We start from the raw sequence: 17,054 nt of genomic DNA on the forward strand, positions 1-17,054 counted from the left end.
TCCCCTTCAGCCAGCTTTCACGGCGCTGCGAACAATAACGTCGCTACCGGTTGCTCCCGGTACAGCGCCCTTGATCAGCAGCAGGTTACGCTCGGCGTCGACACGGACGATCTCAAGGCTCTGTACGGTGCAACGGGCATTACCCATTTGACCGGCCATTTTTTTGCCTTTGAATACGCGACCCGGAGTCTGACACATGCCGATAGAACCCGGCGCGCGATGCGACAGGGAGTTACCATGGCTGTTATCTTGGGTACGGAAGTTCCAGCGCTTAACAGCACCCTGGAAGCCTTTACCCTTGGAAGTGCCGGTCACGTCGATCATTTGACCAGCTTCAAAGAGGGATACGGTGAGTTCGCCACCCACTTCAGGAGCTTCTTCGCCTTCAGCAAGACGGAATTCCATCAGCGAACGACCAGCCTCAACACCCGCCTTGGCAAACTGACCAGCTTGCGCTTTGGTGAGGTGCTTGGCTTTACGAGAACCAGATGTGACCTGAACCGCCGCATAACCGTCAGACTCGACAGTCTTGACGCGCGTAACACGGTTAGGATCCACTTCAATAACGGTCACGGGCACAGATGCGCCATCTTCGGTAAAGACACGGGTCATCCCGGCCTTTTTACCGACTAAACCGATAGTCATACTCAGTCTCCTATAGTGTACGGGGCTATCACCCGCTATGGCTGCCCTTTCCAGAGCATTCCACTAGCACATTGTGTGGCGCCTCACGGCGCGGCGGCTGCTGCTCATGCAAAAACAGATGAGCGCTGGGCCGCGAAGTGTCTAGTGTAATTAGTCGAGCTTGATTTGCACGTCAACGCCAGCGGCGAGGTCGAGCTTCATCAGCGCATCAACAGTTTTCTCAGTCGGCTCAACAATATCGAGCACACGCTTGTGAGTGCGAATCTCATACTGATCACGCGCATCTTTGTTGACGTGCGGTGAAATCAGGATGGTGTAGCGCTCGCGGTTGGTCGGCAGCGGGATCGGACCACGAACCTGAGCACCAGTACGCTTAGCGGTTTCTACAATCTCCGCTGTGGACTGATCGATCAGGCGATGGTCGAACGCTTTCAACCGAATGCGAATCTTTTGGTTCTGCATTTGCCCTAAACTCCAATGGATGTCGACGGCGCGAGCCGCCTACCCACGCATTCAAAGGATGCGCATTATAGGCACGCCAAAAGCCCATGTCAAACATTTGCTGTTGGTGCGCAGAAAAGGGGGCTCAACAGAGCCCCCTTGATCAATCAAGCAAGGAGCTTACTTGACGATTTTGGCCACAACGCCAGCACCAACGGTACGACCACCTTCGCGAATCGCGAAGCGCAGACCGTCGTCCATAGCGATCGGAGCGATCAGAGTAACAACCATCTTAACGTTGTCACCCGGCATGACCATTTCAACACCTTCCGGCAGTTCACAAGTACCTGTTACGTCAGTGGTACGGAAGTAGAACTGAGGACGGTAGCCTTTGAAGAAAGGCGTGTGACGACCACCTTCTTCTTTGGACAGTACGTATACTTCAGCTTCGAAAACGGTGTGCGGGTTGATGGTGCCTGGCTTAGCCAGTACCTGACCACGCTCAACGTCATCACGCTTAGTACCACGCAGCAGCGCACCAACGTTCTCACCGGCACGACCTTCGTCGAGCAGCTTACGGAACATTTCCACGCCAGTAACGGTGGTTTTGGTGGTGTCGCGGATACCGACGATTTCCACTTCTTCACCGGCTTTAACGATACCGCGCTCTACACGACCGGTAACAACAGTACCACGGCCAGAGATAGAGAATACGTCTTCAATCGGCATCAGGAACGGCTGGTCGATAGCACGCTCCGGCTCAGGAATGTAATCATCCAGAGCTTTGATCAGATTGGTAACGGCTGTAGTACCCAGACCATTCTCATCTTCACCGTTCAACGCCATCAGCGCGGAGCCGATGATGATCGGAGTGTCGTCACCCGGGAAGTCGTACTCGCTCAGAAGTTCACGCACTTCCATTTCGACCAGCTCGAGCAGCTCTTCGTCATCGACCATGTCCGCCTTGTTCAGGAACACAACGATGTACGGTACACCAACCTGACGAGACAGCAGGATGTGCTCACGTGTCTGCGGCATCGGGCCGTCAGCAGCAGAACAAACCAGGATTGCGCCGTCCATCTGCGCAGCACCGGTGATCATGTTCTTGACGTAGTCAGCGTGTCCTGGGCAGTCAACGTGGGCGTAGTGACGCTCTTCTGACTGATACTCAACGTGAGACGTGGCGATGGTGATACCGCGCTCACGCTCTTCAGGAGCGTTATCGATGGTATCAAATGCACGCCAGTCACCACCGAAAACTTCGGCGGATACACGGGTCAGGGCCGCTGTCAGAGTCGTTTTACCGTGGTCGACGTGACCGATGGTGCCGACGTTGACGTGCGGTTTGGAACGTTCGAATTTTTCCTTAGCCACTGCTATAACCTCTTTACGTTAGCTAACGGTTAACCGTTTTGGTTGATGACGGCTTCAACGACGCTGGAGGGCGCCTCCTCGTACTTCGCGAACTCCATAGAGTAGCTCGCACGGCCCTGGGTCTGTGAGCGCAGATCGGTTGCGTAACCGAACATCTCACCCAGTGGCACCGTTGCACGAATGACTTTACCGGAAGAGGAGTCATCCATGCCCTGCACCAGGCCGCGACGACGGTTCAGGTCGCCCATGACGTCACCCATAAACTCTTCGGGGGTCACGACTTCGACCTTCATCACCGGCTCCAGCAGCACGGCCTTGGCCTTCCTGGCACCTTCTTTCACTGCCATAGAAGAAGCAATCTTGAACGCAGTCTCGTTAGAGTCCACGTCATGGTAGGAACCATCAAACAGCGATACTTTGACGTCGATCATCGGGTAACCGGCGATGACACCGTTTTGCAGCTGCTCGAAAGCACCCTTTTCAACCGCAGGTACGTATTCCTTGGGAACCACACCACCCACGATCTCAGAGTTGAACTTGAAGAAGATTTCCTCTTCGCCTTCACCCTTCTCTTCAGCAGTCAGCGGCTCGATACGCAGCCACACGTGACCGTACTGGCCACGACCACCTGACTGACGTACAAACTTACCTTCCTGCTCTACGCTGCCGCGAATGGTTTCGCGGTAGGCAACCTGAGGCTTACCGATGTTCGCTTCCACCTTGAACTCGCGACGCATACGGTCAACGATGATGTCCAGGTGCAGCTCACCCATACCAGAAATAATGGTCTGGCCGGTTTCTTCGTCGGTCTTAACCTGGAAGGAGGGATCTTCCTGAGCCAGCTTGCCCAGTGCAACGCCCATTTTTTCCTGGTCAGCTTTGGACTTCGGCTCAACGGCAACCGAGATTACCGGATCCGGGAACTCCATACGCTCGAGAACAATTTTGTTATCGATGTCGCACAGGGTGTCACCAGTGGTAACGTCCTTAAGACCGATACAGGCGGCGATGTCGCCTGCCAGTACTTCTTTGATCTCTTCACGGGAGTTGGCATGCATCTGAACGATACGGCCAACGCGCTCTTTCTTCTGTTTAACGGAGTTATAAACACCGTCGCCAGATTTCAGAACGCCCGAATAAACACGGATGAACGTCAAGGTACCAACGAAGGGGTCGGTGGCGATTTTGAACGCCAGCGCCGCAAACGGTGCGCTGTCATCCGCTTCACGCGTAGCAACGGTACCGTCTTTGTCGTCCAGCTCACCTTCGATCGCCTTAACTTCAGTCGGCGAAGGCATGTACTCGATAACGCCGTCCAGAACCGCCTGAACACCTTTGTTCTTAAACGCAGAGCCACAGGTAACCAGGACGATTTCGTTAGCCAGCGTACGAGCACGCAGACCTGCCTTGATCTCTTCGATGGTCAGCTCACCTTCTTCAAGGTACTTGTCCATCAGCTCTTCAGAGCCTTCGGCAGCCGCCTCAACCATCTGCTCGCGGTACTCTTCAGCGGCTTCCTGCAGCTCAGCCGGAATATCCACAAGCTCAAAGTTCATACCCAGGCTTTCTTCGTCCCACAAGATAGCCTTCATCTCGATAAGGTCGACAACACCTTTGAAATCTTCTTCCGTACCCCAGTTAATCTGGATCGGCACGGCATTCGCACCCAGGCGCTCTTTCAGCTGGTCAACGACCATGAAGAAGTCAGCGCCGGTACGGTCCATCTTGTTGACGAAGACCATACGCGGTACTTCGTACTTGTTGGCCTGACGCCATACGGTCTCGGTCTGCGGCTGAACGCCGGAGGAGCCGCACAGTACAACGACCGCGCCATCGAGCACACGCAGTGAACGCTCAACTTCGATGGTGAAGTCAACGTGCCCTGGGGTGTCGATGATATTAATACGGTGCTCGTCGAACTGCTTGGCCATGCCCTGCCAGAAACAGGTGGTTGCAGCTGAGGTGATCGTAATACCACGCTCCTGCTCCTGTTCCATCCAGTCCATGGTCGCCGCACCATCATGCACCTCACCCACTTTGTGGGAAAGGCCGGTGTAGAACAGTACACGCTCGGTTGTCGTGGTTTTACCCGCGTCAACGTGCGCAACGATACCAATATTGCGATAACGATTCAGTGGAGTCTTGCGTGCCACGGTGAAACTCCCGTTAGTTGGCGATGCTCGTTAATCCAGCGGTGCGATTTCTGCTTAAGCCACCGCCGCCATCGGCAACGATAGCGGCGGTGTGTTGCAGCATGGCGAAAAAAATCTTTAACCCAGCGCAACCGGCAGAAGACAACACAAACTTAGAAACGCCGAGCTTAGAAACGATAGTGAGAGAAGGCCTTGTTGGCTTCTGCCATGCGATGCACGTCTTCACGCTTCTTAACAGCAGAGCCCTTGCCTTCAGCGGCATCCAGCATTTCACCTGCCAGGCGCTGAACCATCGTTTTTTCACCGCGACGACGCGCAGCGTCTACCAGCCAGCGCATTGCCAGCGCTTGGCGGCGCGACGGACGAACTTCAACCGGCACCTGATAGGTCGCACCACCAACGCGGCGCGACTTTACTTCGACCATCGGCTGGATGGTTTCCAGCGCCTTGTCGAAGATTTCCAACGGCTCTTCTTTACTACGCTCGGCAACCTTGTCCAACGCACCATAAACGATGCGCTCAGCTACGGACTTCTTGCCGCTGACCATCAGGTGGTTCATGAACTTCGCCAGACGCTCACTTCCGAACTTGGGATCCGGCAGGATTTCGCGCTTGGCTACAACTCTTCTTCTAGGCATGATAAGCCCTCAATTAAGGATCCTTCAGGTAAACCCGGGACTAACGTTTTAGCAAGCGCTGCCCGACCTTACTCTTATCAGACCGTCATATTCGTATTAAAGGTAACAACGACGGTGCACTACGGCACCGTAACAAGCCGTCTTAAGACTTCGGACGCTTGGTACCATACTTGGAACGACCCTGCTTACGGTTCTGTACGCCAGAGGTGTCAAGGGCGCCACGGACGGTGTGATAACGCACACCTGGCAAATCCTTTACACGACCGCCGCGGATCAGAACAACAGAGTGCTCCTGGAGGTTGTGACCTTCACCACCGATGTAAGAAGAGACTTCGAAACCGTTGGTCAGGCGCACACGGCAAACCTTACGCAGGGCCGAGTTCGGCTTCTTCGGGGTGGTGGTGTAAACGCGCGTACAAACGCCGCGCTTTTGCGGGCATGCCTGAAGCGCAGGCACGTCACTTTTAGTGACAGGGCGCTTGCGCGGCTTGCGCACTAGCTGATTAATCGTTGCCATGGTGTTTAGCTGACTCCAATGGTTGCCTTGCTTTTCAACAAGTAGCCTTTTAACAAGTATTGGCAGCGGCTGCGGACGCACCCGCCCCACTGTTAAAGGCTGCGCATTCTAATGGCTGACCCTAGCTGGCGTCAAGTCTTGCCGGCGGTTTTACCGGCAAGACTGCGTCATAAGGGCCAGGGACTCGTTATTGCCCGTTGTAGCGGCCTTTGGTTTACAGATCGTCGTCTGAATCAAGGGCGGTTAACTGAGCACCAAGCTCCTGCTCTACCTCGGTAGCCGAGGGATTGAACAGACGCTCTACGTCTTCGCGTTTGCGACGACGCTCTGCGTGGTGAGTCAGACCGGTACCTGCCGGAATCAGACGCCCAACCACCACGTTCTCTTTCAGGCCACGCAGGTAATCGCGCTTGCCGGTTACCGCCGCTTCGGTCAGTACGCGGGTCGTTTCCTGGAACGACGCCGCTGAAATGAACGACTCGGTGGCCAGACTGGCCTTGGTGATACCCAGCAGCAAGCGTTGATACTTGGCTGGGAATTTGCCTTCTTTCTCAAGCCGTGCGTTTTGCTCAAGCACACGCACAAGCTCAGCTTGGTCACCGGTGATAAAGTCAGAGTCACCGGAGTCGGTGATCTCTACCTTGCGCAACATCTGACGCACGATAACTTCGATGTGCTTATCGTTGATGCCGACACCCTGCAGACGATAAACGTCCTGCACTTCAGCAGTGATGTACTTGGCCAACTCCGCCACACCCAATAGGCGCAGGATATCGTGGGGGTTACTGGGACCGTCAGAGATCACTTCGCCCTTCTCGACAGTTTCACCCTCAAACACAGCGATCTGACGCCATTTGGGGATCAATGCTTCAAACGGGTCGCCGGATTCCGGAGTAATCGTCAGACGACGTTTGCCCTTGGTCTCTTTACCAAAGCTCACCACGCCACTGATTTCGGCCAGAATGGCGGACTCTTTCGGCTTACGCGCCTCGAAGAGGTCGGCGACGCGGGGCAGACCACCGGTAATATCCTTGTTACCCGAGGCTTCTACCGGGATACGGGCAACCACTTCACCCACGCCGATCGTAACGCCATCGTCCACCGAAATAATGGAGTTACCGGGTAACAGGTACTGCACCGGGGTGTTCGAGCCGGATACGGAGACATATTCGCCTGCTGCATCCTTCAACATCACCATGGGGCGTTTGTCGCGTCCCGCCATCGGGCGAGCGGCCGATTCGATAACTTCAATCGACGACAGGCCAGTCATCTCATCGACGCTGCGGTGCATGGTGACACCTTCGTCGAGATCGATGAACTGCGCCTGACCTTCCACTTCGGCAATGATGGGGTGAGTATGCGGGTCCCATTTGGCAACCACCGCACCGGCATCTACCACATCGCCATCGCGTACAGAAAGCTCTGCACCGTAAGGCAGCTTGTAGTACTCACGCTCACGACCATGGTCGTCGGCAACGGCCAGGGCACTGGAGCGGGAGACCACGACCAGCTTGCCGTCGGCACGCTCAACGTGCTTGATATTGTGCAGGCGCACTTTACCACCGTGCTTGACCTGAACACTGTCTACCGCAGAAGAGCGCGATGCCGCACCGCCGATGTGGAACGTACGCATGGTCAGCTGGGTACCCGGCTCACCGATAGACTGTGCGGCGATAACACCGACAGACTCACCGATGTTGACCTGATGGCCACGAGCAAGGTCACGACCGTAACAGGAGGAACATACACCGTGAGCAGTATCACAGGTGATGGTTGAACGAACGATAATTTCGTCCACCCCCATGGTATCCAGCTCTGCACACCACTTCTCATCCAGCAGCGTGCCACGCGGGATCAATACCTCATCGGTACCGGGGTCAACTACGTCGATTGCCACTACGCGACCCAGTACACGCTGGGACAGCGGTACGATAATGTCGCCACCCTCAATAATCGGGTGCAGGGTTAGACCGTTTTCAGTGCCGCAGTCAGTCTCGGTGATCACCAGATCCTGGGCCACATCAACCAGACGACGGGTCAGGTAACCGGAGTTAGCGGTTTTCAGCGCCGTATCCGCCAGACCTTTACGCGCACCGTGGGTCGAGATGAAGTACTGAAGTACGTTCAGACCTTCACGGAAGTTTGCCACGATCGGCGTTTCGATGATCGAGCCGTCCGGCTTGGCCATCAGGCCACGCATACCCGCCAACTGACGAATCTGGGCAGCAGAACCACGGGCACCGGAGTCAGCCATGATGAAGACGCTGTTGAAGGAGTCTTGCTCAACTTCATTGCCTTCACGGTCAATAACGGTCTCTTTCGAGATGCCGACCATCATGGCTTTGGCAACTTTATCGTTGGCCTTCGACCAGATATCGATAACCTTGTTGTACTTCTCACCCGCGGTTACCAGGCCGGAAGAGAACTGGTCTTCGATCTCTTTAACTTCCGCTTCCGCGGCATCGACGATCTCGGTTTTGGCTTCCGGGATAACGAAGTCGTTAACACCGATTGAGGCACCAGACCAGGTCGCCAGACGGAAACCGGTATACATCAGTTGGTCAGCGAAGATAACCGTGGGCTTCAGACCCGCACGGCGGTATACCTCGTTGATCAGGCTGGAGATCGCTTTCTTCTTCATCGGCTGATCAATCAGCGCGAAGGGAACGCCTTCCGGCAGAATACGGAACAGCAGCGCACGACCAACAGTGGTGTCATACAGGCGACGGTGCTCAGAGCGCTCACCGGTCTCTTCGTCGATATCCACTTCGTCCAGGCGCACTTTAACGCGGGCGTGAAGCGATACGGATTGGGTACCGAAAGCACGCTCTACCTCGTTGAGGTCAGAGAACACCATGCCTTCGCCTTTGGCGTTGATCTTTTCACGGGTCATGTAATACAGACCCAGAACAACGTCCTGTGACGGCACGATAATCGGCTCGCCATTAGCTGGTGACAGCACGTTGTTGGTGGCCATCATCAGCGCACGGGCTTCGAGCTGGGCTTCCAGGGTTAGCGGTACGTGTACCGCCATCTGGTCACCGTCAAAGTCAGCGTTGTAGGCCGCACATACCAGCGGGTGCAGCTGAATCGCCTTACCTTCAATCAGCAACGGCTCAAACGCCTGGATACCCAAACGGTGCAGCGTCGGTGCACGGTTAAGCAGTACCGGGTGCTCGCGGATAACATCGGCGAGGATGTCCCACACTTCTGGCAGCTCACGCTCAACCATTTTCTTCGCGGCTTTAATCGTGGACGCGTGGCCCAGCGACTGCAGCTTGGAATAGATAAACGGCTTGAACAGCTCAAGTGCCATTTTCTTAGGCAGACCACACTGGTGCAGGCGCAGGGTTGGGCCTACGGTGATCACCGAACGGCCAGAGTAGTCAACACGCTTACCGAGTAGGTTCTGACGGAAACGACCCTGTTTACCCTTAATCATATCGGCCAGGGATTTCAGCGGGCGCTTGTTAGAGCCGGTAATGGCACGGCCACGGCGACCGTTATCCAGCAGCGCGTCGACCGCTTCCTGGAGCATGCGCTTCTCGTTGCGCACGATGATATCTGGCGCATTAAGGTCCAGCAGACGCTTCAGGCGGTTATTACGGTTGATCACACGACGGTAAAGGTCGTTAAGATCGGAGGTCGCGAAACGACCGCCATCCAGCGGTACCAGCGGACGCAGGTCCGGCGGCAGCACCGGCAGTACTTCCATAACCATCCACGCCGGCGCGTTGCCAGAGTGGTAGAAGGCTTCCAGCAGTTTCAAACGCTTGGAGAGCTTCTTGATCTTGGTTTCAGAGTTAGTCTGCGGAATCTCTTCGCGCAGGTGGTTAATCTCTTCTTCCAGATCGATATCTTTCAGCAGTTCCTGCACCGCTTCGGCACCCATACGGGCATCAAAGTCGTCGCCGAACTCTTCCAGCGCTTCGAAGTACTGCTCATCGTTGAGCAGCTGACCACGCTCCAGCGTGGTCATACCTGGATCGATAACGACAAAGCTTTCGAAGTACAGCACGCGTTCGATATCACGCAGGGTCATATCGAGGAACATGCCGATACGTGACGGCAGTGATTTCAGGAACCAGATGTGAGCCACCGGCGAGGCCAGCTCGATGTGGCCCATACGCTCGCGACGTACAGCAGCTTTGGTAACTTCAACACCACACTTCTCACAAATAATACCGCGGTGCTTCATGCGCTTATATTTGCCGCACAAACACTCATAGTCTTTGACTGGGCCAAAGATCTTGGCGCAGAACAGACCATCCCGTTCCGGTTTAAAGGTACGGTAGTTGATGGTCTCGGGCTTCTTCACCTCGCCGAAAGACCAGGAGCGAATCATGTCCGGCGACGCCAGGGTAATCTTGATCGCGTCAAACTCATCGGACTGAGATTGCGATTTGAGTACTTTCACCAAATCTTTCATTGGACGGCTCCTAGCTCTCTAACTCGATATCGATGCCCAGCGAGCGGATTTCCTTCACCAGTACATTGAAGGATTCCGGCATGCCTGCCTGCATGGTGTGGTCGCCATCCACGATGTTCTTGTACATCTTGGTGCGACCTTCGACGTCGTCCGATTTGACGGTGAGCATCTCCTGTAGCGTGTAGGCGGCGCCATAGGCTTCCAGCGCCCACACTTCCATCTCACCAAAGCGCTGACCACCAAACTGCGCCTTACCACCCAGCGGCTGCTGGGTAACCAGCGAGTAAGAGCCGGTAGAACGCGCGTGCATCTTATCGTCGACCAGGTGGTTCAGCTTGAGCATGTACATGTAGCCAACGGTGACCGGACGGTCAAACGCATCACCGGTACGTCCGTCGTACAGTGCCATCTGGCCCGATTCAGGAATATCCGCCAGTTTCAGCAGGTGCTTGATCTCATGCTCTTTGGCACCATCGAACACCGGCGTTGCCATCGGCACACCGCCCTTGAGGTTTTTCGCCAGCGCGATCACTTCTTCATCACTCAGCGAATCAAGGTCCTCAACGCGGGTACCCGGCGTGTTGTATACCTGACCCAGGAAGTCGCGAATCTCAGCGACCTGCTGACCACGTGCATCACGCAGCATGGCGTCAATCTTGACCCCCAGGCCGCGGGCTGCCATGCCCAGGTGGGTTTCCAGAATCTGACCGACGTTCATCCGCGACGGTACGCCCAGCGGGTTCAGCACCACATCCACCGGCTCGCCCTTCTCGTCGAACGGCATGTCTTCGATGGGCATGATCGCCGAGATAACACCTTTGTTACCGTGACGGCCAGCCATCTTGTCACCCGGCTGAATGCGACGCTTCACCGCCATGTAGACTTTGACGATTTTCAGTACGCCCGGCGCGAGGTCGTCGCCCTGGGTCAGCTTGCGCTTCTTATCTTCAAAGCGCTCGTCCATCTCTTTACGACGGTTTTCGAGCTGTTCATCCGCCTGGGCCAACAACTCATTATAGGATTCATCCTGCATGCGCAGTTTGAACCACTGCTGACGTGGCAACTCATCAAGGTATGCCGCATCCAGCACATCGCCTTTCTTAAGGTTCGGGCCACCATTAACCGCCTGACCTTCCAGGGTGCGCTTCAGACGCTCGAACGTGGCATCTTCGGCAATACGGTAAGTTTCCTGAAGATCCTTGCGCACTTCATCCAGCTGCATTTGCTCAATGGCCAATGCACGGGAATCTTTTTCAACGCCATCCCGGGTAAATACCTGGACGTCAATGACGGTACCTTTCATACCGGTCGGAGCACGTAGCGAGGTGTCTTTAACGTCAGACGCCTTCTCACCAAAAATGGCACGTAGCAGCTTCTCTTCCGGTGTCAGCTGGGTTTCACCTTTCGGTGTCACCTTACCGACCAGAATGTCGCCAGGGCCAACTTCTGCGCCAATGTAAACAACACCTGCCTCGTCCAGCTTGCCCAACGCTGACTCACCCACATTGGGAATGTCAGAGGTGATCTCTTCGGGCCCTAACTTGGTGTCGCGGGACACACAGGTCAGTTCCTGAATATGGATGGTGGTGAAACGGTCTTCTTGCACTACCCGCTCAGACAGCAGGATGGAGTCCTCGAAGTTGTAGCCGTTCCAGGGCATGAACGCGATACGCATGTTCTGACCAAGGGCCAGATCACCCATATCCACAGACGGGCCATCAGCGAGAATGTCGCCACGGGCCACGCTATCGCCAGGACGCACAATGGGGCGCTGGTTCATACAGGTGTTCTGGTTCGAACGGGTGTATTTGGTCAGATTGTAGATATCAACGCCAGCTTCACCGCCGATGATCTCATCTTCGTTCACCCGCACCACCACGCGACGCGCATCGACTGAGTCGATCACGCCGCCACGACGCGCCACGGCACAGACGCCGGAGTCACGGGCGACGAAACGCTCCATACCGGTACCTACCAGCGGCTTATCAGCGCGCAGGGTCGGCACGGCCTGACGCTGCATGTTCGCCCCCATCAAGGCGCGGTTAGCGTCATCGTGCTCCAGGAACGGAATCAGTGCCGCCGCCACAGACACCACCTGACGGGGCGAAACATCCATTAGCGTCACTTGTTCAGGGCGCATAAAGGTGGTTTCACCGCGGTGGCGCACCTGCACCAGATCGTCAATCAGCTTGCCAGACTCATCCACCGCCGCCGAAGCCTGGGCAATAATAAAGTCACCTTCTTCAATGGCAGAAAGGTGAACCACATCATCGGTTACCTGGCTGTCCACCACTTTACGGTACGGTGTTTCAAGGAAGCCGTAGCTGTTGGTGTGGCTATAGGTCGCCAGCGAGTTAATCAAACCGATGTTGGGGCCTTCCGGCGTTTCGATCGGACACAAGCGGCCGTAGTGCGTAGCGTGAACATCACGCACTTCGAAGCCTGCACGCTCACGAGTCAAACCACCGGGGCCGAGTGCGGACACACGACGCTTGTGGGTAACCTCGGAAAGCGGGTTATTCTGGTCCATAAACTGAGACAGCTGGCTTGAACCGAAGAACTCTTTCACCGCCGCCGCCACCGGCTTGGCGTTGATCAGGTCTTGTGGCATCAGGCCTTCGCTTTCCGCCATGGAAAGACGCTCTTTCACGGCACGCTCTACACGTACCAGACCGACGCGGAACTGGTTCTCGGCCATTTCGCCAACGCAGCGAATGCGTCGGTTACCCAGGTGGTCGATGTCATCAACGTCGCCGAAACCGTTACGGATATTGATCAGCTCGCGCAGCACATCGAGGATGTCTTTGCGATCCAGCACACCGGAGCCGGTGTCGGATTCACGACGCAGACGACGGTTGAACTTCATCCGGCCAACGCCCGAGAGGTCGTAGCGGTCTTCGGTGAAGAACAGGTTATGGAACAGCGTCTCAGCAGCTTCTTTGGTGGGCGGCTCGCCAGGACGCATCATGCGGTAGATTTCCACCAACGCTTCAAGCTGGGAACCGGTGGTATCCAGTTTCAGGGTATCGGAAATGAACGAACCGCAATCAAGATCGTTGGTGTAGAGCGTTTCAATACGCTGGATGCCACCCTGAGCCATGCGCTCCAGCAGTTCCGGAGTGACTTCCGTATTACATGGGCAGATCAGTTCGCCTGTCTTGGTATCGACCTGATCGTTGGCCAGGGTTTTGCCGAACAGGTACTCCATCGGCACTTCCAGACGCTCAAGGCCCGCTTTTTCAAGCTGACGAATGTGCTTCTGGGTAATACGACGACCTTCTTCAACAATAATCTCGCCTTCGCCATCCTTGATATCAAAGGTGGCGGTTTCACCGCGCAGGCGTGAGGGCACCAGCTCTACAGAGAAACCAGATGGCTCAATGTGGAACACACTGGTTTCGAAGAACTCATCGAGGATCTCTTCAGTGCTCATGCCCAGCGCACGCATCAGTACCGATGCCGGTAGTTTGCGGCGGCGGTCAATACGGACGAAGACGTTATCTTTCGGGTCGAACTCGAAGTCCAGCCAGGAACCACGGTAAGGAATCACGCGAGCCGAGTAGAGCAGCTTACCGGAAGAGTGGCTCTTGCCTTTATCGTGATCAAAGAACACACCGGGCGAGCGGTGGAGCTGGGAAACGATAACCCGCTCAGTACCGTTGATAACAAAGGTACCGTTCTCGGTCATCAGGGGGATTTCCCCCATGTAGACTTCCTGCTCTTTAATATCCTTGATTGCCTTGTTCGAGGAGTCGCGATCATAGATGATCAAGCGAACCTTGACACGCAGCGGGGCGGAATAGGTCACCCCACGCAGCTGACACTCCTTCACATCGAACGCCGGCGTGCCGAAGCGGTAGCTGACATACTCCAGCGCCGCATTGCCAGAGAAGCTCTCAATCGGGAACACGGACTTAAACGCCGCGTGCAGGCCGACTTCGTGACGCTCATCAGGCGAACGATCCTGCTGGAGAAAGTCGTAGTAGGAATCAAGCTGGATGGCCAGCAAGTAAGGCACATCCATCACTTGGGGCAGTTTGCCGAAATCCTTGCGGATGCGTTTTTTCTCAGTATATGAGTAAGCCATCTGTATTCCCCAGCTTGTTCACCATGGGTGACCGATGCGTGGTCATCTGCCCCGCGGGCGTTTCAGACGCAGACAGCAAGCTCCTAAATCGGTAGCTCGCCGTCAAAAATCTTGATAGATAACAGTGTTACAGCAGTGCTGCTAACGCTTCACAACCAACCACTTACGCTTCACAACAACGGTCTTACTGTGTTTGCTGCATCACCTGCAGCTTTTCTGTCATAACGCTGCCGAACAGCATATTACAACAGAAAAAGGCCGGCAGCGGGATATGCCCGCCGCCAGCCGTGGAAGCTTACGCAGCGCGTAAAGCCATCAGCACAAGAATTACTTGAGCTCGACGGTTGCGCCCGCTTCTTCCAGCTTCTTCTTAGCTGCTTCAGCGTCGTCCTTGGACAGGCCTTCTTTGATGGTCGCCGGAGCGCCGTCAACAGCACCCTTGGCTTCTTTCAGGCCAAGACCGGTGATTTCGCGAACAGCTTTGATGACGTTAACTTTCTTGTCACCAGCAGAAGCCAGTACCAGATCAAATTCGGTTTGCTCTTCAGCAGCAGCATCGCCACCAGCAGCCGGGCCAGCCATAACGGCTGCAGCTGCAGATACGCCGAATTTCTCTTCCATTGCTTCGATCAGCTCGACAACTTCCATTACGGACATGTCGGCTACCGCATTGATGATATCGTCTTTGGTCAGTGCCATTGTTTCATTCCTAACTTTGCGGGAGTCTCGGTCTACCGAGAACTCAGGATTCATTGCCCGGTTCAGGCAGCGCGCTGATCAAACAGTTCACGCCACCTGCAAGAAACGCTGCTTAGGCAGCTTCTGCTTCTTGCTTCTGGTCGCGCAGCGCGGCCAGAGTACGAACCAGCTTGCCAGCGGAGGCTTCTTTCATTACCGACATCAACTTGGCAATTGCCTCGTCGTAAGTCGGCAGGGTTGCCAGACGGTCGATGTCAGCAGCCGGAATCAGCTCACCTTCGTAGGCCAACGCCTTAACTTCGAAGTTCTTCTCATCTTTGGCAAAATCTTTGAACAAACGAGCAGCAGCGCCCGGGTGCTCAGTAGAGAAAGCCAGCAGAGTAGGACCAACAAAGCTCTCGTTCAGGCACTCCCACTGAGTACCTTCGAGGGCGCGGCGAGCCAGGGTGTTGCGAACAACACGCAGCTGGACGCCATTCTCACGCGCCTGCTTACGCAGATCGGTCATTTTACCGACCGTGACGCCGCGAGAATCGGCAACTACGACGGAGAGTGCGCCCTTGGCCGCTTCACTGACCTCGGCAACAATCGCTTTCTTGCCTTCAAGTGCTAGTGGCACAGTGATCACTCCTTCGTGCCGGAACCCATAAAAGGCTCCGGTGGTTACCATCTCTTCCAGGTTTATCAAACGACCTGGAAGCCTTAGGGGATGGTGCTCACCAGAAAGCGGTTGTGCTAAAAAGCGTTAACCAACTGGCGGCCACACCATCTGCGCAGGCGCTTTTTGGGCAATTAAGCCGCACTCAACTGCTGCGGCACCTGCGGTCTTTGACGATGCCCCGCTTGACCTGGGCCTAAACAGGGGACCGCAAAGTTCTTGCTCGGTTTCATACTTAAAAACTGACGACGACTCGCTTATACCAGCGCAGAGTGGTCGATAGTCAAACCCGGGCCCATGGTAGTGGACAGGGTGACTTTCTTGAAGTAGATACCTTTAGAGGAACTCGGCTTGAGCCTCTTCAGGTCAGTAACCAGCGCTTCCAGGTTACCCTGAACCGCAGTTACGTCGAAATCAACTTTACCCAGTGTCGTGTGGATAATGCCGTTCTTGTCGGTACGGAAACGCACCTGACCTGCCTTGGCATTTTTAACCGCAGTTGCCACGTCAGGCGTTACGGTACCCACTTTCGGGTTTGGCATCAGGCCGCGTGGACCAAGAATCTGACCCAACTGACCAACAACGCGCATCGCATCTGGAGAAGCGATGACAACGTCGAAGTCCATCACGCCTTTCTTGACCTGCTCCGCCAGCTCTTCCATACCCACGATGTCAGCACCCGCTTCTTTAGCAGCGTCGGCGTTAGCACCTTGGGTGAAGACTGCTACGCGTACGTCTTTACCGGTACCGTTAGGCATAACGGTAGCGCCACGTACAACCTGGTCAGATTTACGCGGATCAACACCCAGGTTGATCGCAACGTCCAGTGACTCTTTGAACTTAACGGTAGACAGCTCAGAGAGCAGCGCCACCGCTTCTTCCAGAGAGTATGCTTTGTTCGGGTCTACTTTTTCGCGAATAACTTGCGCGCGCTTAGACAGTTTAGCCATGATCAGAGACCCTCCACGTTTAGGCCCATGCTACGAGCACTGCCAGCGATGGTACGCACCGCAGCATCAAGATCGGCAGCCGTCATATCCGGCTCTTTGGTCTTGGCGATCTCTTCGAGCTGCTCGCGAGTCACAGTACCGACCTTCTTCTTGTTCGGCTCACCAGAACCCGACTTGATGCCCGCTGCTTTTTTCAGCAGTACGGCAGCAGGGGGCGTCTTGGTTACGAACGTGAAGCTACGGTCAGAGTAGACAGTGATCACGACAGGCGTTGGCAGGCCGGGCTCAATTTCTTGAGTCGCGGCGTTAAACGCCTTACAGAATTCCATAATGTTTACGCCGTGCTGACCCAATGCAGGGCCTACCGGCGGACTTGGATTGGCTTTACCTGCAGCAACCTGCAGTTTGATATAAGCCTGTACTTTCTTGGCCATGGTACTTACTCCAGTTGGGTGATAACGCC

At 55.3% G+C, this 17,054-nt stretch carries 12 protein-coding genes; all 12 read right to left on the reverse strand.

Features of this window, described 5'->3' with window-relative positions:
• Positions 1 to 6: 6 nt before the first annotated feature.
• Entirely contained in the window at positions 7 to 645 is a 639-nt protein-coding gene (gene rplC / locus HP566_RS19445) for a 50S ribosomal protein L3 (protein WP_249978953.1), read from the reverse strand.
• Between the two features lie 150 nt (positions 646 to 795).
• Positions 796 to 1,107 carry a 30S ribosomal protein S10 gene (gene rpsJ / locus HP566_RS19450; RefSeq protein ID WP_009098983.1) on the reverse strand — a complete coding sequence of 104 codons (312 nt, stop codon included), beginning with the start codon at positions 1,105 to 1,107 and terminating at the stop codon, positions 796 to 798.
• 159 nt (positions 1,108 to 1,266) lie between these two features.
• Positions 1,267 to 2,460 (reverse strand): elongation factor Tu, encoded by a 1,194-nt coding sequence (gene tuf, locus HP566_RS19455; RefSeq protein WP_249978954.1) that lies wholly within the window; start codon positions 2,458 to 2,460, stop codon positions 1,267 to 1,269.
• Between the two features lie 29 nt (positions 2,461 to 2,489).
• On the reverse strand, positions 2,490 to 4,613 hold the full coding sequence (fusA, locus tag HP566_RS19460) for an elongation factor G (RefSeq protein ID WP_249978955.1): 2,124 nt from the start codon (positions 4,611 to 4,613) through the stop codon (positions 2,490 to 2,492).
• A 167-nt stretch (positions 4,614 to 4,780) separates the two neighbouring features.
• A complete protein-coding gene (gene rpsG / locus HP566_RS19465; RefSeq protein WP_016915771.1) occupies positions 4,781 to 5,251 on the reverse strand; it encodes a 30S ribosomal protein S7 in 471 nt (156 codons plus the stop codon).
• 142 nt (positions 5,252 to 5,393) lie between these two features.
• Positions 5,394 to 5,768 carry a 30S ribosomal protein S12 gene (gene rpsL, locus HP566_RS19470; RefSeq protein ID WP_009098973.1) on the reverse strand — a complete coding sequence of 125 codons (375 nt, stop codon included), beginning with the start codon at positions 5,766 to 5,768 and terminating at the stop codon, positions 5,394 to 5,396.
• Positions 5,769 to 5,982: 214 nt separating this feature from the next.
• Entirely contained in the window at positions 5,983 to 10,197 is a 4,215-nt protein-coding gene (gene rpoC / locus HP566_RS19475; RefSeq protein WP_249978956.1) for a DNA-directed RNA polymerase subunit beta', read from the reverse strand.
• A 10-nt stretch (positions 10,198 to 10,207) separates the two neighbouring features.
• Positions 10,208 to 14,284 (reverse strand): DNA-directed RNA polymerase subunit beta, encoded by a 4,077-nt coding sequence (gene rpoB / locus HP566_RS19480; RefSeq protein ID WP_249978957.1) that lies wholly within the window; start codon positions 14,282 to 14,284, stop codon positions 10,208 to 10,210.
• A 327-nt stretch (positions 14,285 to 14,611) separates the two neighbouring features.
• Positions 14,612 to 14,983 (reverse strand): 50S ribosomal protein L7/L12, encoded by a 372-nt coding sequence (gene rplL / locus HP566_RS19485; protein WP_249978958.1) that lies wholly within the window; start codon positions 14,981 to 14,983, stop codon positions 14,612 to 14,614.
• Between the two features lie 112 nt (positions 14,984 to 15,095).
• Positions 15,096 to 15,602 (reverse strand): 50S ribosomal protein L10, encoded by a 507-nt coding sequence (gene rplJ, locus HP566_RS19490; protein ID WP_249978959.1) that lies wholly within the window; start codon positions 15,600 to 15,602, stop codon positions 15,096 to 15,098.
• Between the two features lie 296 nt (positions 15,603 to 15,898).
• A complete protein-coding gene (rplA, locus tag HP566_RS19495) occupies positions 15,899 to 16,591 on the reverse strand; it encodes a 50S ribosomal protein L1 (protein ID WP_249978960.1) in 693 nt (230 codons plus the stop codon).
• Positions 16,592 to 16,593: 2 nt separating this feature from the next.
• A complete protein-coding gene (gene rplK, locus HP566_RS19500) occupies positions 16,594 to 17,025 on the reverse strand; it encodes a 50S ribosomal protein L11 (protein WP_139527863.1) in 432 nt (143 codons plus the stop codon).
• Positions 17,026 to 17,054 lie beyond the last annotated feature (29 nt).

The organism is Vreelandella olivaria, from assembly GCF_023507745.1.
Taxonomy (GTDB): Bacteria; Pseudomonadota; Gammaproteobacteria; order Pseudomonadales; family Halomonadaceae; genus Vreelandella; species Vreelandella olivaria_A.

Excerpts from the sequence above, each read along its gene's own strand:
- rplC (WP_249978953.1), bottom strand. The coding sequence starts at position 645 with ATGACTATCGGTTTAGTCGGTAAAAAGGCCGGGATGACCCGTGTCTTT.
- rpsJ (WP_009098983.1), bottom strand. The coding sequence starts at position 1,107 with ATGCAGAACCAAAAGATTCGCATTCGGTTGAAAGCGTTCGACCATCGC.
- rpsG (WP_016915771.1), bottom strand. The coding sequence starts at position 5,251 with ATGCCTAGAAGAAGAGTTGTAGCCAAGCGCGAAATCCTGCCGGATCCC.
- rpsL (WP_009098973.1), bottom strand. The coding sequence starts at position 5,768 with ATGGCAACGATTAATCAGCTAGTGCGCAAGCCGCGCAAGCGCCCTGTC.
- rpoC (WP_249978956.1), bottom strand. The coding sequence starts at position 10,197 with ATGAAAGATTTGGTGAAAGTACTCAAATCGCAATCTCAGTCCGATGAG.
- rpoB (WP_249978957.1), bottom strand. The coding sequence starts at position 14,284 with ATGGCTTACTCATATACTGAGAAAAAACGCATCCGCAAGGATTTCGGC.
- rplL (WP_249978958.1), bottom strand. The coding sequence starts at position 14,983 with ATGGCACTGACCAAAGACGATATCATCAATGCGGTAGCCGACATGTCC.
- rplA (WP_249978960.1), bottom strand. The coding sequence starts at position 16,591 with ATGGCTAAACTGTCTAAGCGCGCGCAAGTTATTCGCGAAAAAGTAGAC.
- rplK (WP_139527863.1), bottom strand. The coding sequence starts at position 17,025 with ATGGCCAAGAAAGTACAGGCTTATATCAAACTGCAGGTTGCTGCAGGT.